The organism is Yinghuangia sp. YIM S10712 (assembly GCF_051388935.1).
Taxonomy (GTDB): Bacteria; Actinomycetota; Actinomycetes; order Streptomycetales; family Streptomycetaceae; genus Yinghuangia.
Genome location: NZ_JBPKBI010000023.1, coordinates 21,440 through 45,709, shown reverse-complemented (window position 1 = coordinate 45,709; position 24,270 = coordinate 21,440). Strand labels below are relative to the sequence as shown.

Sequence of the window (24,270 nt, the reverse complement as noted above, 5' to 3'; positions counted from 1 at the left end):
GGGTCGCGCGGCAGCGAGACCCGGAAACCGCCGGCGGGCCGCCCGTCCCTTCGGTCTGCCGAAGCCGTGTCCCCGACTCTCGCACCGCCGACCCTTCTCGGCCCGTCCTCCGCTGGAGCCCCGTGAAACTCTCGCTGACCACCACGGACCCGCAAGGCCGCCTGCGCGATCACGTCGTCGATCTGCCCGCCGGCGCCACGGTCGGCCGGCTCGGTGCGGTGCTCGACGAACCCGGTGCCGGGCGGACGGTGTTCCTGGGGCATCGGGCGCTCAACCCGGATCTGCCTGTCGCCGCGAGCGGTATCCGTGAGGGCTCGGTGCTGGGGTTGGGCACCCCCGTGACGCGGCGCAGCGCCACACAGGCATGGCAAGTCCCGGACGGCGAACCGGTGTTGGTCGAAGTGCGCCATGTGTCGGGGCCACGGGCGGGACAGGTGTGGCGGCTCGGACCGGGCAGTCACGAGGTCGGGACGGACCGCGGCTGCGCGCTGCGTCTGCACGGCGGTGCGGCGCCCGCGCGCGGCACGTGGATCACTGTGGGCACCGACGGCACGGTCACCTTCCGTCTGCCGCCCGACGCCGCCGCCGAGCACTGCGGGCTGCGGAGTCTGACCCCTCCCCCACCCGTCGACCCGGACACCGGCACTCCCCTGACCTCGGAGGAGCCGGCGGGACCCGAGGACGGCGGGCCTGGCGGCCACACGGACGCGCCCGCCCCGCCGGGCCCGGACGGTCTCCCGCTTCGACCGCCGCTCCCGCCCGTCGGCGAAGTGCCGCCGTCCGACGACGGATCCAAGGAGTGGCCCGCGTTCGCCGACCTGTCCCTCGGCGACCACCTGCTGCGGCTGCACCGGCCCGCCGAACCCGACGCGGCGGTCAACACGGCGGCGGACGGCCTCGGCGTCGAGTACAACCGTCCGCCGCGGATCGCCCCGCACCTGGACGCCGAATCGCTCACGCTGCAAGGCCCGCCCGGCAAGCTCGCGCCCCGCCCGTTCCCGTTCCTCATGATGATGATGCCCCTGGCCATGGGGCTGACCATGATGTGGCTGTTCCGGTCGTTCTACTTCGTGATCTTCATCCTGTTCACGCCGATCATGGCGGTCGGGAACTGGATCACCAGCCGCCGCTCCGGGCGCCGGCACCACGAGGAGTCGATGCGGGTCTACCGGGTGCGCCGGGCGTTCTCCGAACGCGAGATGCGCGACGTGACGGTGGACGAACGCCGTTTGCGCAACGAGACGTTCCCCGATCCGGCGGCCGTGCTGCTGACGGCCGTGGGCCCCGGACGCAAACTGTGGGAGCGCCGCCGCCGCGACCCGGACCACCTGACGATCAGGCTCGGCACGGTCACGCGTCCGTCACTCAAGCGCATCGACGACCAGGCCCGGGACTCGAACCACCGCTCGGTGCACTGGCGGCTCGCCGATGTGCCGTTCGGCGTCGAGCTCGCCGACCTGGGTGTGGCCGGCATCAGCGGATCCGGCGGTACGCCCCGCACCCTCGCGTGCTGGGCGGTGGCCCAGGCGGCGGTCCTGCACAGCCCGCGCGACCTGCGCATCGTCGTCCTGACGCACGACGAGCACGCCGATGCGTGGAGTTGGGTGCGCTGGCTGCCGCATCTGCGTCCCGGACGCACCGGCGCGTCCGTCATCGGGCTCGGCAACGACCCGGAGAGCACCGCGCACCGCGTCAACGAACTCATCGCGGAGATCCAGACCCGCACGGACGCCGCATCGTCGTCGGCGCTCGGTGCGACGCTTCAGCGCGAGCCGGACATCCTGGTGGTCTTCGACGGCGCGCGGCGCCTTCGCGACATCCCCGGCGTGGTGCAGGTCCTCACCAACGGGCCCGCCGTGCGTGTGTTCTCGCTGTGCCTCGACGAGCGCGACCACCTGTTGCCCGAGGAGTGCACGTGCGTCGTCACCGCCGAGGGCAACCGGCTGACCGTCCGCGTCTCGGGTTTCCCCGCCGTCGAGGGCGTCCGCGCCGACCTGGTCGACGCCGAGTGGTGCGACGAGGTGGCCAGGGCCATCGCGCCGATCCGCGACGTGACGGTGGACAGCGACTCGGGCCTGCCTGCCGAGGTGCGTCTGCTCCCGCTGATCGGCCAGGAGCCACCCGACGCGGAGGCGCTGGTCCGGGCGTGGGCGCGCCGCCCCGCGTCCACCTCGTTCGTCCTCGGCGCCGGCTACGAGGGCACCGTCCGCCTCGATCTGGTGCGCGACGGCCCGCACGGACTCATCGGCGGCACCACCGGCTCCGGCAAGTCCGAGCTGTTGCAGACCATGATCGCGTCGTTCGCGGCCGCGAACCGGCCCGACGAGCTCGCGTTCGTGCTGATCGACTACAAGGGCGGCAGCGCGTTCCGCGAGTGCGCCGAACTCCCGCACACGCTCGGCATGATCACCGACCTGGACGGCCACCTGGTGAAGCGCGCGCTGGCGTCGCTGGACGCCGAGCTGCGCCGCCGCGAGCAGTTGCTCGCCGACGTCGAGGCCAAGGACCATCCCGAGTACCGGATGAAGCGGGCCCGCAATCCCCGACTGCCCGCGCTGCCAAGGCTGCTCGTGGTCATCGACGAGTTCGCCACCGTCGTCCGCGAACTGCCCGAGTTCGTGCCGGGGCTCATCAGCCTTGCCCAGCGCGGTCGTTCGCTCGGCCTGCACCTGATCCTGGCCACGCAGCGCCCCGGCGGCTCGGTCAACAACGAGATCAAGGCGAACACGAACCTGCGGATCGCCCTGCGGGTCACCGACCGGTCGGAGAGCCAGGACATCATCAACGCCCCCGACGCCGCCGGGATTTCGCCGAGCAACCCGGGCCGGGCGCTGATCCGGCGCGGCGCGGGCGCACCGACCCCGCTCCAGACCGCGTACGTCGGTGCGGAACGCCCCGGCGCGGCGGCCCCGGCCGCCGAGGCGCCCGAGGAACCGGCACGGCCGATCCGCGGCGTCGAACTGCCGTGGAGCCGCCTCGGCAGGCCGCTGGACCTCGCGGTCGGCGACGACGACCCCGAAGACCCCTCCGGCGGGACGGTGTCCGTCATCCCCGCCGAACAGCCCACCGATCTCGGCGTGTTGGTCGAGACCATCCGTCGCGCCACGGCCCTCCTGGACGACTTCACGCCGCAGAAGAGCCCGTGGCTGCCGCCGCTCGACGATCAGGTGTGGCTCGACGACCTGCCGCCGTCCCCCGACCCGGAGCCCGGCGCGCTGCCGATGGTGCCGTACGCGCTCTTCGACGTCCCCGCGCTCCAGCAACGCCGCCTGGGCGCCATCGACTTCGCGACGTTCGGGCACCTGTACGTGATCGGCGCGCCGCGCTCGGGACGCACCCAGGTGCTGAGGACGATCGCCGCGTCGGCCGCGCTGTGGATCTCGTGTGCGGACCTTCACATGTACGGCATCGACGCGGCCGGCGGCGGCCTCAACGTGCTCGAAGCGCTTCCGCACTGCGGCGCCGTGGTCTCACGGCACGATCTGGAGCGCCTGGACCGCCTGATCACCCGGCTGGTCGGCGAACTGTCGCGCCGCCAAAGGCTCATCTCCCACCATGACTGCGCGGGCATCTCCGAGTTGCGCGCAAAGCTGCCCAAGGAGCAGCGGCCCGCACACCTGCTCGTGCTCATCGACGGCTGGGACGCGCTCAGCATGCTCCTCGACGACTACGACGGCGGCCGGGTCTACGCCGAGGTCGTCCGGCTGCTGCGCGAGGGCGCGGCGGCGGGCGTCCACGTGATCGCCACGTCCGAACGCGTGCTGCTGGGCGGCCGGTTGGCGGCGCACAACGACCGGCGGCTGCTGCTGCGGCAGGCCGACCCGAGCGACTACCACCTGGCGGACATCACGCGTGCCAACGCCCCGACGTTCGTCCCGCCGGGCCGGGGTTGGAACAGCCCCGGCGGCGTCGAGGCGCAGATCGCGCTGGTACCGGGCGGTTCGGCGGACGAGGCGAGCGGCGAGCGGGGCGCGGCCACCGACCAGGCCGACGCGCTGCGGGAGATCGGACGGCGGACCACGGCCCGCGACGCCGGGATCCCGTCGGCGCGTCGCCCGTTCCCGGTGCGGGAGATGCCGACTCTCATCGGCTTTCAGGAAGCCGCCGACCGCATACCCGCCGGGCTGCGCAGGCCGCTGTGGGCGCTGATCGGTGTAGGCGGCGACGCGGTCGAGCCGATCGGCTACGACTTCGCGGCCGGCGGCGGCTCGTTCATGGTCGCCGGGCCACCGCGCAGCGGACGCACGACCACGCTTGCCGCGATGTCGGTCTCGCTGCTCATGGGCGGCACCCGGCTGATCGTGCTCACCCCGCGCGACTCGCAGCTGCGCCGACTCGCGTCGCATGACCTCGCGCAGGTGCTGACCGACCCCGACCCGTCCCCCGAGGCGCTCACCGACGCGCTCCGCGCGGTGGACGGCGAACCGGTGGTGGTCGTCGTGGACGACGCCGATCTGCTGCTGAACGCGTCCGCCGACTCCATCCTGCGCCGCATCGCCGCATCGGGCCGCGACCGCGGACAGGGGCTGCTCGTGGCCGGACTGTCGGAGTCGATGAACGCGCTCGGCTGGATCGGCATGGCCCGCCGCTCCAGGCGCGGCCTCCTGCTGGGCCCGAAGAGCATCGGCGAAGCCGATCTGATCGGCGTACGCCTGTCGGCCGAGCAGGTGCGCGCGCAACTCCCGGAGGGCCGGGGCTGGACCGCGGGAGACTCCGGCACGGCCATCGCCCTCCAGGTCCCACTGACGGTGCTGGGCGGGTAGGCTCCGTCGCTTTCGGCAGGCCGCGCAGGCGTTTCCCGGCCGTACCGGCAACGCGAGCTCCTGCGCGGCGCCCCGACCCGAGGCGGCCGGGATGAATACGTCTGTGCCGCCCCGGCGATCAGGGCGGCACAGACGGTTCCCCCGGCTTCAGTGGTGCGGCGGCGTGCGAACTCCCGTTCTCCTAACCCTGCTTCCAGCGTTGGTTGGCGCCGCCGTTGCAGGTCCACAGTTTGATGGCCTGGCCGTCGTTGTAGCCGCCCACGATGTCGACGCATTTGTTGGCCGGCTCGAAAATCAGCTGGCCGTTGCGGAGGATGAACTGCTGCGCGGGATTGCCGCTACAGTACGCCAGTTGGATGATCGTGCCGTCTTCGTGGCTGCCCCACGCGGCATCCATGCACAGGCCCTTGGTGCGGACCGTGCCGTCCGACGCGAAGTCCCATTTCTGGTTCACGTTGCCGTTGCAGGACCACAGGATCAGGTGCGTGCCGTCGGAACCGGCCGATCCGCTGAGGCATTTCCCGGAGTGCGGGTTGACCAGCGGGTTGCCGGGCACCGCCGGCGCGGGCGGGGGTTGTTGCACAGGCTGTTGGACCGGCTGCGCGGCCGGCGCCGCGGGTGCGGCCGGGGCGGGCGGCGCGGCGGGTTGCCGGGCCGCCGGAGGTTGCTGCGCCGCGGGCGGCGGGGTCGTGGTCTTGGGGGTCGTCTTGCTCACGGGCGGCGGCACGGCCCCGGCTGTGGTCGCCGGTGGCCCGGGCACGGCCGACGCTCCGGGAGCGGACTGCCCTTGTGCGGACGGCTGTTGCGGTGGCGGCGCGGCCGGCGGTTCGCCGGCCGAGGCGGAGGCCGACGCCGTGGTCGGGTCCGGCGGGACGACCGCCCCCGTGTCCGGCACCGGGCCAGGCGACGCCGCCGCGGTGTCCGGGGCGGGAGCCTGTACGGCGACCGCGACGGGCGCCGCTGCGTCCTTGTCGTCCGACAGGGCCCCCGCGACCAGTGGCGGCACCACGATGCACGCGGTCACCACCGCCGCGGTGCAGGTGACCGTGCCCCACACGCGGCGGCCGGGGACAAGGCCGCGCCGCGGCGTGCCGGGCTGCCGGGCGAACGCCTGCGCGAACGAAGGCGGTCTGTTGCTGTTGTTCGACACGGGACTCCGTAAGTCGTGCCGTCGGGGCGCGGTCGGCCGCGCCCCGGAAGTCGTGGGCGGCTACTGGTTCTGGGCGGCCTCGGCCGCGGCTTCGGCGGTCGCCTTGCGGATCTCCGCCATCATCTTCTCGTCCGACTCGGCGATCGACGTCGCGATGCCCTTGAAGTTGTCGGCGTACGCCTGGATGTTGTTGGCCGACGTCTTCATCTGCGTGCTGAACTGCTGGTACGCCTCCTGTAGGGCCGGGCTGGCCTTCTCGAAGACAAGGCCTTCCTGGAGCAGTCCGCTGACGGTGTCCTCCAGGTTCTTCAACTCGTTGGATATGTCGGAGAGTTTGTTGGCCATCGTGGTCGCGGTCGTCGCGATGGCGTCGTAGTCGATGAGGACGTCGGAACCGGCGGCCATGGCGTGCTCCTCGGGAACTCGGGTGTCGAAAGCGGCGGAAGGCCGCGAAGGGCTGTGGTGCGGACGGTGGAGCGGTGGTGACGCGGCGGGGCAGGCGCCTTACTGGCCGCTGCTGTTGACCTTGTCGGCGATGTCCTTGTCCATGTCCTCGACGGACTCCTTGATCTTGCGGAACTGCGTCGCGTAGCCCTTGATCGCGTCCGTCGCGGCGATCAGGGAGGCGCTGAACTTCCCGTACTGGTCCTTGAGCGCGGGGCTGGCGTGGACCAGGACGAGATTGTTGTCGAGCAGCGTCTCCACCTCGGTCTTCGCCTCCTTCATGCGCGGCACGAGGGTGACGTCGACGCTGGTGTCGAGGAGGTTGGAGACTCGCTCGATCTCGGCGTAGGTCAGGCTGATGTTGGGGGCCACGGGGAACTCCCTTGTCGGTTCGGGTTTTCGGTGGGGCCGGCGGGTGTGCGGCACGGTTGGCGGGCGCCGCGTGTGTCAGGGGTTCACAGTTCTTCGCGTCCGGTCTCGACCCAATCCGCGTCGGGCCCCGAACGCGTGGACGTCACCTTTTCCTCGCCGTCGACGGTGACCATCGTCCCGGAGCCGTCCTCGTTGATGGTCACGGTCGCGGTCGACTTGGTCCCGTCCGCGGACGTCGTGGTGATCGTGTAGTCGCGAACGTCGTAAGGCTCGGCGTCGCCCGGCGGGTCGATCATCTGCGGCGGACCGTTGTAGACGGTCTCCGTCGTGAACGTCTGGCCCTCCGGGTTGGTGATGGTCGACGTCTCCTTGATGACGTTGTCGTCCTTGTCGAGTTCGATCTTGACGTCGATCGTCCCGTTCTCGTCCTCGAAGTGGTAACTGGTCGGCGGCGGACCGGGCTTCTCGGGCGCGTCACCCGGATGCATCGGGAACGGCTTGTCCTCGTTCCAGTTCGCACACCACGGAGGCGCGTCGTCGGCGTGGCAGACGGCGCGGATACTGGTCTCGTCCGGGTGCTGGGCGAACCACTCGGTGGCGCCGATGCTCTCCAGGTACGCGTCCCACTCCGCCTTGTCGGCGACCCAGTTGTCGTACGCGGCCTTGTCGCTCTTCCAGTCGCTCAGCCCGACGCTGTTCCCCATCAGCCCTGCCGCGCTGGAGATGTTGGCGTCCGCGTCGAAGAAGATGTCGGACACGGCCTTGAACGACTCGGAGAGCTTTTCGAGCCCTTCCTTGGCGCTCTCGGTGCGCGACTTGGAGTGGTGGTAGAAGAGGTTGAACTCGTACGACAGCCCCGACGTGCCCAACGCGGCCGTGCGCTCACCGGAGTTGGCGTCACCGAGCTCCTTGAACGCGCCGGTGGCGCCGCCGCTGGCGGCCTGTTCGGCCAGCTTCTTCATCTGGGCCTGGACGTTGTACAGCGTCGAGTAGTCGATCGAGAAATCGGGCACGCGTCGCCCTCCCGGTTCCGTGGTCTCCGTTTCTGTACGTACGGCTCACCGGTACGGGTTCAAATCATTTTCCCCGCAGGGCAGTTGAACCTCGACGTGATCCGGGCCGTAGATCAGGTCAGGCCCGGCCGCCGCGGGCCGCGCCACGAACCGCCCGTACGGAGAGAGGTGTTCGCCGGATGGCCCGCCCGGGTGACTGGAGTGCGCTGGACCTCGGCGGCGATCCGACTCCGGGCGACGCGGACCGCCTCGACCGCGTGGTCGCTTCCCAGAAGGACCTCATCGACCTCGCCACGACGATCACGTCCGGCCTGGACGAGGTCATGAAGACCACGGACGGCGTGTTCGTGGGCAAGACCGCGGAAGCACTGCGCAAGATCATCGACGAGCGGCTGCGCAACTACATCACGACGTTCAAAACGGCTCACGAGAACGTCCGAACCGCGATGATCACGTACGCCGGCGTGATGCGCGAGCAGCAGCGTCGCGCGGACGCCGCGCTGACCCGCGCCGCGGCGCTGGCCGAGGACGACGAGGAAGGACGGGCCGCGCACAAGGCGACCGCGGAGGACGCCAAGGGCATCCTGGAGACCGCGGCGAGCGCGCTGGAGACGGTGCTCTCCGAGGCGTCGACCTCGATCGCGTCGCCGGTGGACGAGTGCGAGGAGTTCTGGAAGGCCCTGAGCTGGATCGCGATCATCCTGATCATCCCGGCGATCATCGTCGGCGGGCCGCTCGCACTGCTCAGCCTCGCCCTCAACGTCGCGTTGATGATCAAGGCCGCGGTGGACTTCGCGCAGGGCAAGGGCAGCGTCACCGCGCTGGTGTTGGGCATCCTGGGCGTGATCGCACCCACCACGAAGGGCCTCCACCTGGGCAACCTGTGGAAGGGCATCAAGGGTCTGTCCGGCAAGGGCCTTGCCGGGACCAAGAACCTCTTCACCGGCGGCGCCAACTCGTTCGGCCTGTTCTGGCGCATGAACCTCGGCATCGACGACGCGTTCAAGGCCACGAACGCCTGGTTGACCGGCAGCTTGAAGAACCTGCGCTTCGGGCCCGCCCTGGGCAACTTCGGCGGGGCCGGCGGGCTGAGCGCACTGAAGTTCTTCCCCCTCGGCACCGAGTTGACAGTCATCAACATCGCCGGCGCGAGAATGTTCCTGGGGCTGCGCAATGTGATCGTCGGCCTGAACGGCATTCGCGCGTTCGGGAGTTGGGTCGCGGGCGGCCTCAGCGGCTTCAAGGGTCTGCGGCTGTTCCTGCCGGTCGCGGCCGACGAGATGGGCCAAGGGCTCGCGTTGGCGTTCCGGATCGGCTTCATCGACCGGGGCATCTTCGGGCTGTACCGGTACGGCGCCTTCTCCAACGGCAAGTTCATCGGCATGGGCAGCAAGATCTCGGGCGTCGCGGGCGGCGGGTTCTCGGCCTTCGGGCCCGGCGGGAACGGGCTGGACCTGGTCAACATCGGCGGCGCGGGCTTCAAGAACCTCGACCTGAATGCCGGAACGCTCATCGGGCCCATGGACTTCGGCAAGTTCACGCCGCACGTGAATCTGGGCGGGCTCGGCGGCGGCCCCTCGCTCGGGTCCTTCGGCCCGGTCAACCCGGGCGGCGGGCTGACCAACATGCCCAGCCCCCACCTCTCGTTCAACCCGGGCGCCTTGTCGGTGAACTTCCCGACCATCAACATGCCCTCGCTGACAGTCTTCTTCGGCGAGAAGGGCGGCAACCTCGCGGGAGTGTTCAACATCCCCGGGACCAGTGCCCAGATCACCGACCTGCCGGTGCTCGGGTCCCCCGCCGTGGACCTGGCCAAGTTGGGCGGCCTGGGCGCGTTCAACCCCGCCGGCGCGATGAAGTTCGACATGTCCGGCCTCGGGGCGATTCCGCAGTCTCTCGGCCACGTCAACCTCACCGGCCTGTCGAACGCCGACACCGCGCTTGCTCCGGGGCTGACGCACATGCCGGACGTGAACACGCAAATCGTGGACGTGCCCGGCAGCATGAACGCCGCCATGCCGCAGCACCAGACACTCGGGCACCTCGGGACCTCGGACATGCCGACCGCGACCGGCGGCGAGATCACGGCGCACACCGACCTGACGGGCCTGAACGCCCGGCCCGTGGACATGCCGGCCACCGGCGACCTGTCGATGGCCGGCCTGGGCGGCATCGGCCACGTGAACCTTCCGCAACTGAACACCGGTCTCACCGCCAACGTGACCCCGAACATGACCCCGGGCGGCACGCCGAACGTGCAGATGGCCCCGGCGGTGGACCTGAACGCCCGCCCTGGACCGAATACTTCGCTGACATCCGAGAACCTGGGCGTGCTCCCGAACGCGAACGCCTCCGTCGTGGACATGCCTTCGCTCGGTCATGTCGACCTGACCGCGGCACCCCCGCAGGCCGGCGTCAACGGGTCGTTCGTCAACGTCCAGGGCATCACCTCTGTCCCCATCACGCAGACGGGACACACGGGCTCGGTCGACGTCACGCCGTCCAACAGCACCGGCGCGCATCCCGCGACCGGCGACCACGTGCCCGCCCTGCTCTCCGACCTGCTCGCGTCGCTCAAGCCCGCGGACACCCTTGCCGCGCCGCCCGTGCAAGGGCTCGACGTCCACGCGACCGGGGGCGGCGACGCACACGTGCCGGCGTGGACGAACGGCTTCGTTCCGAGCTTCCGGCAGGACTACATCGTCTTCGCGCACACCGGCTCATCGCTGAACATGCAGCACACGTTCACCTCGGTCCCGGGACTGGACGGCGTCCGGGTCGCGGTCAGCCCGAGCCTCACCCCAGGGCGGGTGCTCGACATCCAGATCACCGGGAACGCGTCCCTCACCCACAACCTCCAGGCGTCGTACGTCCGCGTCAACCCGGGCGGCAACGGCGTCGGCGGCAGCAGTCCCGGCGCCGGCGCCATGGACGTCCTGCGCATCGAACAGACGCTCCCGAACGGCGCGATCCAGCGCTGGGACTACCACCTCAGCGCCGCCGACAACCACCCGCTGCTCGACCGCCAGACGATCGACAACCAGGTGACCGGACCGAACCCCGGGCAGGCCTTCGCGCTCGACACCTACAAGACCGGGACGACGGGCCTCACCGTCGTCCCAGGCGGCTCGTCCCAGGTCGCGCCGCCCAACCACGCACCGGCGCCGACTCCGCCGCCGCACACGTTCAACGTCCCGGGCCTGCCCGGCGCGCAGGTGGAGGTCCGCTTCGCCGACAGCAACGGCCATGTCGGCGCCCTGAGTTCGACGGGCGGGCCCGGAACGCCGCAGATCCGGGTGCAGACCGTCCGGGCACCCGACGGCACCGACCTGGTACGCGTCGAGCACGACGTTGTGGGCGGCGTGGAAATCCGGCGCTGGGACTTCAGCGTCAACGGCGGGGGTCACCAACTCGTCAACACCGAGCGGCAGTTCAACCTCTCCGGCGGGCAGTTTCCCAACACGAACATCAGGTTCGACGTCGACGGCAACGACAACCTGGTGGGCGTCATCCGGCACCAGGACGGCAACGGCCAAGACCTCGCCGTCGCAGGCGGAAACACGATCCGCTTCGACAACGCCGGCATCAACATCCCCACCGCCGGCGGCTTCCAGCTCTACAACCCCGCCACCGGCCGCCCGACCGCCGACGGCCTGCAACTCGTCGACAGCGGCAACGCCCTGGACGTGTTCGTCCTCACCCCGCACGGAGGCGGCGGGCTCACCCTCGTCGACTCCACCGCGCTGGTCCCGCGCGGCACGGTCACCGCGCCGGCGAGCACCAACCCCGTCTACCACGTACAGCAGACCGGAACCGGACCGCAGGTCGCGGTGTACACCGGGCAGGGCGCGTTCTCCCACACCGCGCTCCCGGCCGCGGTCAACAACCTCCCCGGCGGGTTCGTCCGGCTCCCGCACGGCGGCGGCCTGCCCGGGCTCAGCCACGCGGACGGGACGATCGTCCCGAACAGCAGCGTCGTCAACCAACTCGACAACGCCGGCGCGATCAACGGCTACCGCATCGAACACCCCGGCGGACACCACGTCGTCGACACCGCCGGCGTCCACACCCACGACGCCACCACTCTCACCGGCGGCCCCAACCCCAGCCGCCACGTCTTCACACCGCCCGGCAACGCCGACAACCCGCTCCCCCACCCGCGCGACAACGCCGGCACACCCGACACGACACTCGGCGTCCGCCATGTCGCGGGCACGTTGCACGTCACGACGCCCGGAGCGGGTCCGCGTGTGGCGGTCCACACCGGGCAGGGCGCGTTCTCCCACAACGCGCTGCCGATCGGAGCGGGCAACGTCCCCGGCGGGTTCGTCCGGCTCCCGGACGGTGGCGGCGGCGCACCCCAACTCGCCCATGCCGACGGGACGATCGTCCCCGGGAGCAGCGTCGTCGACCAACTCGACAACGCCGGCGCCGTCAACGGCCACCGCATCGACCATCCCGCCGTCGGGCCGACGCCGGCCCACCACTTCATCGTCGACAACGCCGGCGTCCACACCCATGACGTCACCACCCTCACCGGCGGACCCCACGCCAACAGCCACGTCTTCGCACCGCCCGGCAATCCCACCAACCCGCTCCCCCACCCCCGCGACAACACCGGCACACCCGACACCACCGTCACCGTCAACCAGGTCGGCACCGAGCTCCGCATCACCGACGCGCACAACGCCATCCACGTGTACGGGCGCGGCGGGGCGTACCGGCACACCTTCGTCCCGGTGCAAGGCGCCCCGATCGGCGCCCATTTCATCCGCACGGACGCACACGGCACGACTTTGGTGTCGACGACGTTCGCCGACGTGCCCGGAGCACATGTCACGCCGTTGACCGGGCGGCCCGGCGGCGGGTTCCGCATCGAGAACGGCGGCCACCACATCGTGGTCGGCCCGCACGGCGACTTCACCCACTCGGTCGTCGCGCTGCGCGGCGCCGACGGGCACACCAGCGGCCAGTTGGTTTTCACGCCGCACAACGCCACCGCGCACGCCGGCGCGGCCCCGGGCGGTCCGACCGTCCACGCCCTCGACGGGAGGCCTTCGCCCAGCGCTGTCACGGTCCGGCCGGACGGTTCGTTCCAGGTCACCAGTACGACAACGGTGTCCCGGTACCGCTGGGACGGTGCCTTCGAGTTCCGCACCGTGCGCCTGGCCGACGGCACCGGAACCCCGATCGCCGACAGTGTCCGGATACACGCGGGCGGCGCCCACGAGCTCGTCGACGCCAACCTCGCGCGGATCGACGGCATGTCGGTGACGCCGCGCCCGGGCGGCGGTTTCCGAGTCGCGGACAACATCGGCGGATTCCGGCTGTTCGACGGCACCAACCGCCTGGAGTTCACGGTGGCTCCCACGCCGGGCAGCGGCGTGTTCCGCGTCACCGACCAGGCGGGCAACCACGTGTACGACACCGTGCGACTGTCCGACACCGCCAACTTCTCCGACGCCTCCCGCGTCCACTACCTGGAGATCACCCCGGGCAACCTGCGCCTGCGCGACGGGCACCTCACCCAGGTGAACGGGCCGGGCAGCACGGTCCAGGTGCGCACGGACGGCAGCCCGGGCTACCGGGTCGACGGTCCCGGCGGCCTGCGGCAGAACGAGTTCAAGCTGTACAGCGCGAGCGGCACCATCGAGTTCCAGCGGATCAACATCGTGCACAAGGGCCGGCTCATGCCCGACCGGCACTTCGAGGTCAGCTACCCCGCCGGCGGAACGGCCACGTGGAAGGTCGCGAGGTTCGACGCACACGGCAACGCGATCGCCGCCCCCGGCGGCACCGAGAAGTGGTTCGACGGCGGCCTCGTCGACATGAAGGGAGCCGGATCCGGTCGCGTGCACCTGACCGGGCACTCGAAGGCGAGCATTTTCGAACGCCGCCCGCTGCCCGGCGGGAACCTGCTGGACGCGCACCACGACCCGTCCATCGTGGGTGCCTTCCACTACTTCAACCAGCGCGGGGTGTGGTCGGAGTTCCGTGCCGACGGCACCCTCGTCCAACACGGGCGGCGCAACTGGGGTGAGAGCACGCGCGCCTACTTCGACGTGGCGACCGTCAACGGCCTCGACAAGCGCATACGCCACTTCCAGGCGAACCCCGACGGCGGGCACGTGCTCACACCGCTGCGGAACCTGCCGCTCACCCAGTCGTTCGGCTCCGGCACCTGGCACCGCTTCGACGCACAGTTCCGGGAGATCGCCCAGGGCACCCGCAACTGGGGCCCGGGACGCGGCTGGACGGACAGCATGAACCACCCCCTGACCGGCCAACACATCGTCGTACACGAGAAGTTCGGTCGGTTCCAGCTCAGCGTGCACGACGTACGCCGCTACATGGCACTGGACTTCGACGCCAAGGGAATCCCCGGCCCCGGCTACAAGTCCGTCACCCCCGAGGGCAAGGTCCAGGGCAGCGGCGAAACGCTGGGGAGCGGCGACGGCTTCCTGACCGTCCAGCGGTTCGCCGAGCAGCGCCCACCGACCTCGTACCGATGGATGATGAGCAGCCACGTGCGCAACACCGACATGAGCCACTTCCCGTGGTTCGCGAAGGACAACAGGCTCCAGGTCGCCAAGTGGGATTCGACGGGGCCCGGCGGGCTCGCCGACTCCGGGGTGCGGTTCACCAACATGGTGAAGTCGACGTTCGACATCAACCAGGCAGGGAACCTCGTCCGCGAGGTCAGGGTGCTGCCGAGCGGCAACACGCTGAAGGTGGGCGACGTCGCGCTCCCGGGGGGCGTGCAGAGGCAGGGCGACTACCTGCCGTTCTCCGAGGGCACCGGCAACCCGCGCGGCCACCGCACGTTCACCCAGGCGGACTTCGTCGCCACGCCCGGCGTCGGGACCAACCGGATCATCTGGCAGGACCGCGTCCACACGAACCTCGGTGACGCCGACTGGTACAGCCCCACACCGGGCAGGACCTGGCACGTCGTCCGGACCGGCCTCGACGACGGATCGGTGATCGACTACCGGCCCACCCCCGCGTCGCGTCCCGGCGCCGCAGCCGGGAGCGGCACCGCGCAGTTCCGGCAGAACTGGCATGCGGGGAACGGTGATTGGAGCCGCTTCGATCACCAGGGCAACCTCATCGGGCGCCAGGACACCTGGCCGAACCCGCATGGCAGCCGCCCGCTGCGCATCGAACAGCAAGGCGCGCCGGGTTCCCGTGACCTCATGTGGCGCAACGCCGACAACCACCACATCACCGGCCGGCGGATCACCAACTTCAACCGCGACATCACCCCGTGGGGCTTCGACCGGGAGTCGTACCAGGACTTCGGCATGGACGGCCGCCTGATCCGCGACCACCGCGCGTTGTCGAACGGCACCAGCGTCGACGCGTGGATGGTCAGCCGGGACCCCGTCACCGGTGCCGAGATCTGGCAGTGGAACAAGATCGACCGGCACGGCAACATCATGGAGTTCGGCACCGGCGGCCCGGACCGCGTACGCCACTGGTTCGACGCCGACAACAATGTGCTCGACCGCTGGCAGCCGATGGCCCGCTGGTCGGACGACATCGCGAGCGAGAACCACCGGCCGATCCAGCAGATCCCGCCCCGGCCGGAGACCGGCGCGATCCGCACCTTCTTCTCCGACGCGCCGTGGCGCATCCGCGAGTTCGAGGCCACGCCGGGCAGTGCGGTCCCGCACACCTGGCGCGAGTTCGACAACGGCATGGTCGTCCACGACAAGATCCGGCTGACCAACGGCACGTTCCTGGAGCGCTCGTTCTGGAACGACCACTGGCGCCAGTACGCGCCGGACGGCGTGACCGTGACGACCGACCGCTCGATCGCCGGCTACATCTCCGACGTCTCCCCGAACGGATCGAGCACACTCGTCGGCCGCGAGACGAACTTCGTCGACGTCCTCAACGAGTACCGCGGCTTCGGACGCATGGGCCGCGAGGCGAACCGCTGGGACTGGGGGCCGTCGGTCGAAGGCGCGGCCATGGACGCGACGTACACCGGGAAGGGGCTCCAGGCCCTGGCCATCGAGTTCGGTCAGGAGTGGCTCCTCGACTTCGTGTTGAACCTCGTCGTCTTCGGCATCGTCGCGGCGGTCACCGGAACTCCGTTCACCGGCATGGACGTTCTGCGTGCGATGTTCGGTGCGACCATGAGCGCGGGCGTCAAGAGCGGCATCTCCGCCGCTCACATGCTCAGCAAACGCGGAGGCCCGTGGAAGCTCCACGCCGGCAACGCGGACGACGGCAAGCCGGCCGGGTTCCGCCCGGACGACCACAGTTGGAACAACGAGTTCGGCGGCTTCGAGCGCGTCCAGCGCTGGCGGGCAGGCACGTACGACTACGCCGTCACCACGGTGGTCGGCGGCACCTTGTCCGCGTTCCTCAACGGCTCGGCCGGATCGGCGATCTTCGGAATCAAGGACAAGAACGGCAACACCGTCAAGCTCAAGGGCACCGACGCCCTGCTCGCCGGGCTCGGCTACGCGCTCGGCGGCCTCATCAACGGGCTGAGTGTCGGCGCGGCGCGCACGCTCGTCCAGCAGAACATCAACGGCCGGTGGATCCACCGGCAGGGGCCGGCGGACATCTTCATCATGGGCGGTCTCGGCAAGCTGGCCGAGAAGTCGTTCACGAACCTCTTCATGAACTTCCAGGTCCTCAACTGGACGATCCCGCATATCCGCAACGGACCCCCCACACCGCCGCCTGCGCCTCCTCCGCCCCCTGCGAACGGAGCAACACCTTGAGCGACTTCGCGAGCGGCCCCGTCGTGCACGTGGCCGCCAAGGGCCGCGGCGCGTACCGCAGCATCGCGGCGGCCGTCGCGGCGGCGCCGGCCGGTGCGACGGTGCTCATCGCAGCGGGCGACTACACGGAAGCCCTGCGCCTGGAACGCCGCGTCACGCTGCGGCCCGAGCACGGGACCGGCTCGGTCACGGTCCGTTCGCCGGGAGGCGTCACGCTGACCGTCACAGCGCCCGACTGCGTCGTGTCCGGCCTGGCGTTGCGCGGTGCGGACCCGACCGAGCCGGTGGTGCGGGTCGCCGACGCGGCGGGGCTGACACTGGACGACTGCGTCGTCGGCCACGGGCGCGTGGAGGTACGCGGGTCCGGGGCGGGGGCGTGGACGGGCGCCGCGCGGGGGGCGGCGGCGGGGGCCGTCACCGGCATCGGGTCCCCTTCCGGCGCGGGCGGCGGCTTCCGGACGGCGTCGGCCGCCACGCCCGGGCCCGGGTCGGGCCAGGGCCGGGCCGGAAACACACTCGGCTTCCAGCCCGAGGGGAGCGCGACATCGGCTGCCCGTGGGGAAACCCGCCTCGGCCCGGCGCCCGGCTTCGGGGCCGGATCGGCCCCCGGGGCCGGCGACTTCGGTGGGTCCGCCGCTTCCGCCGACACCGTCGGCGTCGTGGGCGGCGTGGTGACGCAGCTGCCGCCCGGCGTCGGCGCGGGACCGGCAGGCGTCGCATCGGCAACCCGCGGCAGCCTGCCCGGTCACGGCTCGCCCGTCGTCCCCGCCCTCCGCGTCGACGACGACCTCGCGTCCGCGCTGCGCGACCCCGCGGGCGGCGGAGTGCTCGTCGTGCGCAACTCCCGTCTGCACGGCGCCCATCACGCGGCCGTGCACGTCGACGGCGACGCCCTCGCCCGATGCGAGGACACGCTGATCGAGTCGGTCGACGGCCTCGGCGTCGCGTTGTCGGGGCACGCGGTGCTGCTCGGCGAGCGGCTGCGGGTACGCAAGACGTCCGGTTCGGCGCTGCGCGTACGCGGCGGCTCCCGGTTGCTGCTGCGCGATTCGGTCGTGTGCGGCGCGGGCCGCAACGGTGTGCTGGTGCAGGACGCGGCGTACGCCGAGTTGGACGACTGCCGGGTGGACGCGGTGGCCGGGTCGGGTGTCGAGGTGGACCACGAGGCCCGCACCGAGCTGCGCGACTGCCGCATCGCGGACACGGGCGGCAGCGCGCTCGTGGCCGCGGGCAGCGCCGCGCTCGACGTGCGGCGCTGCCGGATCGCCGACCCCGCAGCGAACGGCCTGGTCGCGCTGGGCGACGCGGGCGTGCACATGGCCGACACCGTTCTGCTGCGCAGCGGCTATTCGGCGATCCATCTCGCCGACCGGTCCGCCGCGGTGCTGACGGGTGTGCGGGTGCCGGGCGGCAACGAGCACGCGGTGGCGGTGGTGGACGCGGCGTCGGCGGAGATCGCCGACAGCGCGTTCGCGGACGTGCGCATGTGCGGTATCGACGTCGCGGACCAGGGGCGGTTGTCGATGCGCGGATCACGCGTCGACGGCGGTGAGACGGGCGTACGGCTGCGGTCGGCACACGAGTGCGACGTGACCGAGTCGGCGGTGGCCGGGCAGCGCAAAAGCGGCGTCGAGGTGGGCGAACACGCACCTGCCGTCCTCACCGGGCTGTCGGTGGCCGATGTGGGCGGGGCCGGGGTGGTCGCGGAGTCCGGTGCGCGCGTGGCGGTGCGCGGCGGTTCGGTGACGCGGACCGGCGGCAGCGGCCTGGTCGTCGGGCACGGCGCGACATGCGAGGCGCACGGCCTGCGGATCGCCGGAACCGCCAAGAACGGCATCGTGCTGGGCAACGGCGCGGACGGTGTGTTCGACCACTGCGACGTGACGGGCAGCGCGTTCCCCGCACTGCACGTCGGCCGCGAGGCGACGCCCCGGTTCGTCGGCTGCCGGGTCTTCGACTGCGCGACCGATGTCGGCTTCGCCGAAGGGGCGTCGCCGTCTTTCGAGGACTGCGTCGCGGTGCGGGTCGAGACGGCCGTGCTGCCGTCGGTCGCGGCTCCTTCCGCGACACCGCCCGCGCCCGGCCCGCGGCCGACCGCTCCGGCGGGTACAGGCGGGCCGGGGAAGGCCGCGGCGCCGCCTCCCGGCCTGCCGGACACCGACGTCGCCGAACTCGGCGTGCCGGGCCCGGAACCGGAGACGCTCGACGACCTGCTGAACGAACTCGGCGAGCTGGTCGGCCTGGACGGCGTCAAGCGCGAAGTCGGCGGCATGGTCAAACTGATGCAGACCGTGCGCATGCGCCAGGACGCCGGGCTGCCCGCGCCGCCGCTCAGCCGCCACCTCGTGTTCGCGGGCAACCCGGGCACCGGCAAGACCACCGTCGCGCGGCTGTACGGGCGGCTGCTCAAGGCCCTCGGGCTGCTGGAACGCGGCCACTTGGTCGAGGTCGACCGCAGCGCGCTGGTCGGCGAGTACGTCGGGCACACCGCGCCGAAGACCACGGAGTCGTTCAACCGGGCACGAGGCGGCGTGCTGTTCATCGACGAGGCGTACGCCCTGGTGCCCGCGGGCATGGCGAACGACTTCGGCGGCGAGGCGATCGCGACGCTGGTGAAGCTCATGGAGGACCACCGCGACGAGGTCGTGGTCATCGCGGCCGGCTATCCGGGCGACATGGACCGGTTCATCGCGTCGAACCCCGGTCTGTCGTCCCGGTTCACCCGGAGCCTGCTGTTCGCCGACTACAGCGCCGACGAACTCGTGCGCATCGTCGAGCACCACGCGAACCGGCACCAGTACGAACTGAGCACGGCGGCACGGAAGTCGCTCGGCGAGCTCTTCGAATCGATGCCGCGCAACGTGCAGTTCGGCAACGGCCGTACCGCGCGCCAGGTTTTCCAGCAGATGACGGAGACTCAAGCCATCCGCATCGCCGAACTCACCAACGCCGACGAGCGCCAACTCATCGTGCTGGACGAGGAGGACATACCCCGGTTGGCCGCGCAGGTGTGACCCGCCTCAGCCCGCGGCGGCCTTGGCCAGCATCGCCCGAAGCGCCCGAACGGCGTAGTGGACACGGGACTTCACCGTCCCGGCCGGGATGTTCAGGTCCGCGGCGACCTCCTTGATGCTGCGGTCGCGCAGCACCGTCTCGACCACGACCTCGCGGTGCGTCGGCGACAGTGCGCGCACCGCCTCGGTGACCACCAGGCTGCGCAGCATCGACTCGACGTGGTCGCGGCCTGGCATGAACTCCAGTGGCTCCGGGTTGACTTCCTGCGGTCGAACGCTGCGCGCGCGATACTCGTCTATCACGATGCGGCGCGCCACGGTCGACAGCCACGGCATCATCGACGGCACGCTCGCGTCCAGCCCGGCGGCCTGCCGCCATGCGCGCAGCATCGTCTCCTGCACGACGTCCTCCGCCCAATGCCGGTCCCCGGCGGTCAAGTTCAGGCAGTAGGCCAGCAGCGGTGCCCGGTAGTCCCGGTACAGCGACTCGACGATCTTCACCGCGTCCCCCCCGCTGCCGGCATGACGACCGCGCTCAGCGCACGCAACAGCCACGTCCTCCGCCACGTCCAGCCCCGTTCGTTCGGCGCGTCCCAACCGTTCGGAACGTAGCGACGTGACGTTGCGTGCAAGCGCCCCGCAAAGGTGAATTCAGGGAAACTCTCGGTGTCGGATTGAACCGCGGCGGCGTCCCATCCGTACGGACGCAGCCGCTGCGCCCCAAGTCGGCCCAGCCCGGGCCACCGCCCTCCGGACCCGTGAGGAGACTCCTCGATGGACTCGACATCCGCCGCCGTCGCCGGCGCCGTGACCTTCGTCTGGCTCGGAATGGTGCTCGGGATCTCGTTTCTCGAAGCGCCGCTGAAGTTCCGGGCGCCCGGCGTGACGATCCCCATCGGGCTCGGTATCGGCCGCATCGTGTTCAGGGCGCTCAACATCGCCGAGGCCGTCCTTGCGGTCGCCGTGATCGCCGCGGTCGCCACCGGCGGGCCCTCGACGGCGGTCGTCGTACTCACCGCGGCGGCGGTCGCCGTGTTGTTCGGCCAGCTCGCCTTCATTCGCCCGGGACTGAACAAACGTTCCAACGCCGTGCTCGCCGGCGAAGACCCGGCGCTCCGCCGCTCCCGAGCGCACCTTTACTACGTCGCCGCGGAGATCGTGAAAGTCCTGCTGCTCGTCGCCCTGGGTTCCGCCGTCCTGGCCGCCGCCTGACAGCCGACTGACAGCCGCCTGACAGCCACACCCAGCCCCCTGGGAGGCCCAACCCTGCGAACGGCCCGATCAAACCGGCTCGGAAGGCAGAGCCGCCTGAGTCCGCGCGAGGGCCGCACGATCGCCGGGAGCCGGTTACAGTGCCGATATGTCTGATTCCGTAGTCCACTTCCGGATCGAACCGCTCGGCGACCACGAGTACTTGGTCGCCATCAGCAGCGGCACGCAGACCGCCGAACCGCAAGTGCGCGCCTCCCCCGGCATCATGCGGGAACTCGGCGCCGGCGAGGACGCCGAGCAACGCGTCGTCCACGAGACGACGGCGTTCCTCCTCGACCACCAGCCGCTGTTCGACCTCCCGCCGATGATCGACCTGGAGGACGTGGCCGCCGCGTACGACGACTACCTCGACGAACTGCGCCAACGCCTGTCCCGCTGACCGCGCTTGCCGCCACAGGGTCCACCGTCGGCCCCGCGCCCCGGACGCGGGCCCGCTGCGTCGCGCCGCAGGCAACCCCCCGCCCCCACCGCCTCACCCCCTCGGGGACGCCATGACCACGACCCGTCTCCTGCTCACCTCGGACACCCACGTGCCACAGCGCGCCCGAGGCCTGCCCTCGGCACTCCTCGACGCGATCGACGCCGCCGACGTGGTCGTCCACGCGGGCGACTGGGTGGACGAGGCCACACTCGACCTCTTCCAGTCGCGAGCCCGGCAACTCGTCGCCGTCCACGGCAACAACGACGGCCCCGCGCTCCGCGCCCGTCTGCCCGAGGTCGCGCACGCGGACATCGGCGGCCTCCGCATGGCCGTCGTCCACGAGACCGGCCCGGCCTCCGGCCGCGAACGCCGTTGCGCCGCCCGGTTTCCGGACACCGACCTCCTCGTCTTCGGCCACAGCCACATCCCGTGGGACACCACGGCCCCCCGAGGCCTCCGCCTCCTCAACCCCGGCTCCCCCACAGACCGCCGTCGCCAACCGCACCCCACCTACATGACCGCCGAGGCAACAGACGGGACCCTCACAGCCGTACACCTCGTCACCGTTGAGCGGTCCACGTGACGCGCCGTCAACTCACCGCCGGCAAGAAGAAAACGCCGAGGCGCCGCATCGACCGGCCACCACCGACCGAAGACGTCAGGGGACCGAGGCGAAGATGCAGATGCCGTTCCTGGTGCAAGCGCCCCGTGGCCGGCAGTGCCAGAACGAATGAGCCGATCGCGCCCACGTCGCGCACCGGCCTGTTCCTCATCGAATCGACGCCCCCGTTCGGTTTTCGAGCCGGCCGCCATGTCGGTGCACGGCCAACTGCGGCGGGCCGGAAGCCGGGACGCGTGCGGATGTTCTTTCGGCTCGCCGCCTCACCCCCTCGGCGTGCTAGGCTTCCCAGCAGTTGCAGTTCTGTGGTTTGCCAAGATCTTGGGCGCACGTGGCGACTCTTGAGGGTCGGCAGGTGCGCTTTCGTGTCTCCGGATGATTTCGGACGGGCCAATCATTGCGCCGCGATGCGGGGCTCGCGCAGTGCGGGCTCCGGGCAACGCTCCGAAGGGGATTTGACATGGCCACCGGCACCGTGAAGTGGTTCAACGCGGAAAAGGGCTTCGGTTTCATCGCGCAGGACGGCGGCGGCCCTGACGTCTTCGCGCACTACTCGAACATCGCCGCCCAGGGGTTCCGCGAGCTCCACGAGGGTCAGACGGTGACCTTCGACGTCACGCAGGGCCAGAAGGGCCCGCAGGCGGAGAACATCGTCCCCTCCTGACGCCTTTCGCCATTGCCATCGAGTCGGTTGCCCGCACCTTCGGGGGCGGGCGGTCGGCTCGATGGTGTTTTACCGCCGGCACGCTGCGTTCCAGCGGGCTCGCGCAGCGGACAGGCCCTGATCGCCGGGGCACCCGCGGTTCGCTTTCACACGGTTCGGTTTCGACCGGACCGCATTCCATTCATCGGCTCGTTCTTGCGATTCGCGGTGCCGCGTTCCGGCGCTGCTCGGGTTCCTCGGTACGCGCCGCGTCGAGAGGTATTCCATGAATCGCCCACGCCGTACCCCTTCACGACATAACCGCAGTTGGCCCGAGCAAGGCCGCAAGAGCGCCGGCAGGCGCGCGTCGGACGGCGGCGGGCCCCGCCGTACCGCATCCGTGCCCCGGCAACGGGAGTTCGCGCTTCCGGCGACCGTGACGCCCGCTCTTCCCCCGGTCGCGGCGTTCGCCGACATGGACATGCCGGCACCGCTGATCGCCGCGCTCCGGGCCGAAGGGATCGCGGTTCCGTTCCCGATCCAGGCGGCGACGCTGCCGAACTCGCTGACGGGACGCGATGTTCTCGGGCGCGGACGCACCGGCTCGGGCAAGACTCTGGCCTTCGGCCTGGCGCTGCTGGCGCGTACGGCCGGCCGGCGTGCCGAAGCTCGGCAGCCGAGGGCGCTCGTCCTGGTTCCGACCCGGGAGTTGGCACAGCAGGTCACCGACGCGCTGGCCCCGTACGCGCGTTCGGTGCGGCTGCGACTGGCGACCGTGGTCGGCGGCATGCCGATCGCGCGACAGGCCCGCGCGCTGCGCGACGGCGCGGACGTGGTCGTGGCCACGCCGGGGCGGCTGACCGACCTCGTCGAGCGCGGGGACTGCCGTCTGGACGAGGTCGCGGTGACCGTCCTGGACGAGGCGGACCAGATGGCCGACATGGGCTTCATGCCGCAGGTGACCAAGCTGCTCGACATGATCCCGGCCGCCGGGCAGCGCATGCTGTTCTCGGCGACGCTCGACAGCAACGTCGACCGCCTGGTGACCCGGTATTTGCACGACCCCGTCGTGCATTCCGTGGATCCCTCGGCGGCTGCGGTCACCACGATGGAGCACCACGTCCTGCACATCCAAAGCGGCGAAAAGCACGACGCGGCGACGCACATCGCGGCGCGCGACGGCCAGGTGATCATGTTCCTCGACACCAAGCACGCGGTCGACAAGCTGACCCGGCACCTGCTGCGGAGCGGTGTCCGCGCTGCCGCGCTGCACGGCGGCAAGTCGCAGCCGCAGCGCACACGGACGCTGGGCCACTTCAAGACGGGCCACGTGTCGGTGCTGGTCGCGACGAACGTCGCGGCGCGCGGCATCCATGTCGATGACCTCGGCCTGGTCGTCAACGTCGACCCGCCCGGTGATGTCAAGGACTACCTGCACCGCGGGGGCCGCACCGCCCGTGCGGGCGGGTCGGGCAGCGTGGTGACGCTCGTACTGCCCGAGCAGCGCAGGGAGTTCAGCCGTCTGATGTCGCACGCCGGCATCACTCCGCAGACCACCCGGGTACGCGTCGGCGACTCGGAGCTGAGCCGGATCACCGGCGCCCGGGTCCCCTCGGGGATCCCGGTGACCATCAGCGCACCCGAGGCCGAGACCGAAACCGTGCGGCGCCCGGGAGGATCGTCCGGCGACCGCCGCGGCCGGCGACCGCGCCGATCCAACGCACCGAACACCGGCGCGCACAACGCCCCGCGCCGCCGCCGGACACCGCCGGGCACCGCGGCCTGACCGCCGCGTCAGGGTCCCTCGCGCACAAGGCG

General features: G+C 71.1%; 13 protein-coding genes. 8 read left to right on the top strand and 5 right to left on the bottom strand.

All coding sequences use genetic code 11. The features are described from left to right. The first annotated feature begins 122 nt into the window (after positions 1-122). Positions 123-4,763 (top strand): FtsK/SpoIIIE domain-containing protein, encoded by a 4,641-nt coding sequence (locus ACRX5W_RS29545; protein ID WP_436791427.1) that lies wholly within the window; start codon positions 123-125, stop codon positions 4,761-4,763. Positions 4,764-4,944: 181 nt separating this feature from the next. Here the strand turns inward: ACRX5W_RS29545 and ACRX5W_RS29540 are convergent, their stop codons facing one another. The 4 genes from ACRX5W_RS29540 to ACRX5W_RS29525 all read right to left on the bottom strand — a co-directional run bounded on the left by ACRX5W_RS29540 (position 4,945) and on the right by ACRX5W_RS29525 (position 7,742). Further along, complete coding sequence (locus ACRX5W_RS29540) at positions 4,945-5,913, bottom strand: ricin-type beta-trefoil lectin domain protein (RefSeq protein ID WP_436791426.1); 969 nt, start codon at positions 5,911-5,913, stop codon at positions 4,945-4,947. Positions 5,914-5,973: 60 nt separating this feature from the next. Beyond that, on the bottom strand, positions 5,974-6,318 hold the full coding sequence (locus ACRX5W_RS29535; RefSeq protein WP_436791425.1) for a WXG100 family type VII secretion target: 345 nt from the start codon (positions 6,316-6,318) through the stop codon (positions 5,974-5,976). A 99-nt stretch (positions 6,319-6,417) separates the two neighbouring features. Continuing rightward, on the bottom strand, positions 6,418-6,729 hold the full coding sequence (locus ACRX5W_RS29530) for a hypothetical protein (protein ID WP_436791424.1): 312 nt from the start codon (positions 6,727-6,729) through the stop codon (positions 6,418-6,420). Between the two features lie 83 nt (positions 6,730-6,812). Next, a complete protein-coding gene (locus ACRX5W_RS29525; RefSeq protein ID WP_436791423.1) occupies positions 6,813-7,742 on the bottom strand; it encodes a serine/arginine repetitive matrix protein 2 in 930 nt (309 codons plus the stop codon). 179 nt (positions 7,743-7,921) lie between these two features. Here ACRX5W_RS29525 and ACRX5W_RS29520 point away from each other — a divergent pair, with 179 nt between their 5' ends. After that, the gene (locus ACRX5W_RS29520) at positions 7,922-16,483 is read left to right on the top strand and encodes a hypothetical protein (protein ID WP_436791422.1); all 8,562 of its coding nucleotides are present in this window, start codon (positions 7,922-7,924) and stop codon (positions 16,481-16,483) included. Then, positions 16,480-19,497 carry a right-handed parallel beta-helix repeat-containing protein gene (locus ACRX5W_RS29515; protein WP_436791421.1) on the top strand — a complete coding sequence of 1,006 codons (3,018 nt, stop codon included), beginning with the start codon at positions 16,480-16,482 and terminating at the stop codon, positions 19,495-19,497. The genes ACRX5W_RS29520 and ACRX5W_RS29515 overlap by 4 nt, the downstream gene beginning before the upstream one ends. 6 nt (positions 19,498-19,503) lie before the next feature. Here the strand turns inward: ACRX5W_RS29515 and ACRX5W_RS29510 are convergent, their stop codons facing one another. Next, entirely contained in the window at positions 19,504-19,998 is a 495-nt protein-coding gene (locus ACRX5W_RS29510; RefSeq protein WP_436791420.1) for a sigma-70 family RNA polymerase sigma factor, read from the bottom strand. A gap of 273 nt (positions 19,999-20,271) precedes the next feature. Between ACRX5W_RS29510 and ACRX5W_RS29505 the strand changes: the two genes are divergently transcribed. The 5 genes from ACRX5W_RS29505 (at position 20,272) to ACRX5W_RS29485 (ending at position 24,238) form a co-directional block, all read left to right on the top strand. Continuing rightward, positions 20,272-20,709 carry a hypothetical protein gene (locus ACRX5W_RS29505; protein WP_436791419.1) on the top strand — a complete coding sequence of 146 codons (438 nt, stop codon included), beginning with the start codon at positions 20,272-20,274 and terminating at the stop codon, positions 20,707-20,709. Positions 20,710-20,857: 148 nt separating this feature from the next. After that, the gene (locus ACRX5W_RS29500) at positions 20,858-21,148 is read left to right on the top strand and encodes a hypothetical protein (protein WP_436791418.1); all 291 of its coding nucleotides are present in this window, start codon (positions 20,858-20,860) and stop codon (positions 21,146-21,148) included. Between the two features lie 112 nt (positions 21,149-21,260). Then, positions 21,261-21,773: a metallophosphoesterase family protein gene (locus tag ACRX5W_RS29495; protein ID WP_436791417.1), complete on the top strand. Its 513-nt coding sequence runs from the start codon at positions 21,261-21,263 to the stop codon at positions 21,771-21,773. A 496-nt stretch (positions 21,774-22,269) separates the two neighbouring features. Then, positions 22,270-22,473, top strand: coding sequence for a cold-shock protein (locus ACRX5W_RS29490; RefSeq protein WP_436791416.1), 204 nt, complete (start codon positions 22,270-22,272; stop codon positions 22,471-22,473). 265 nt (positions 22,474-22,738) lie between these two features. Further along, entirely contained in the window at positions 22,739-24,238 is a 1,500-nt protein-coding gene (locus ACRX5W_RS29485) for a DEAD/DEAH box helicase (RefSeq protein ID WP_436791415.1), read from the top strand. Positions 24,239-24,270 lie beyond the last annotated feature (32 nt).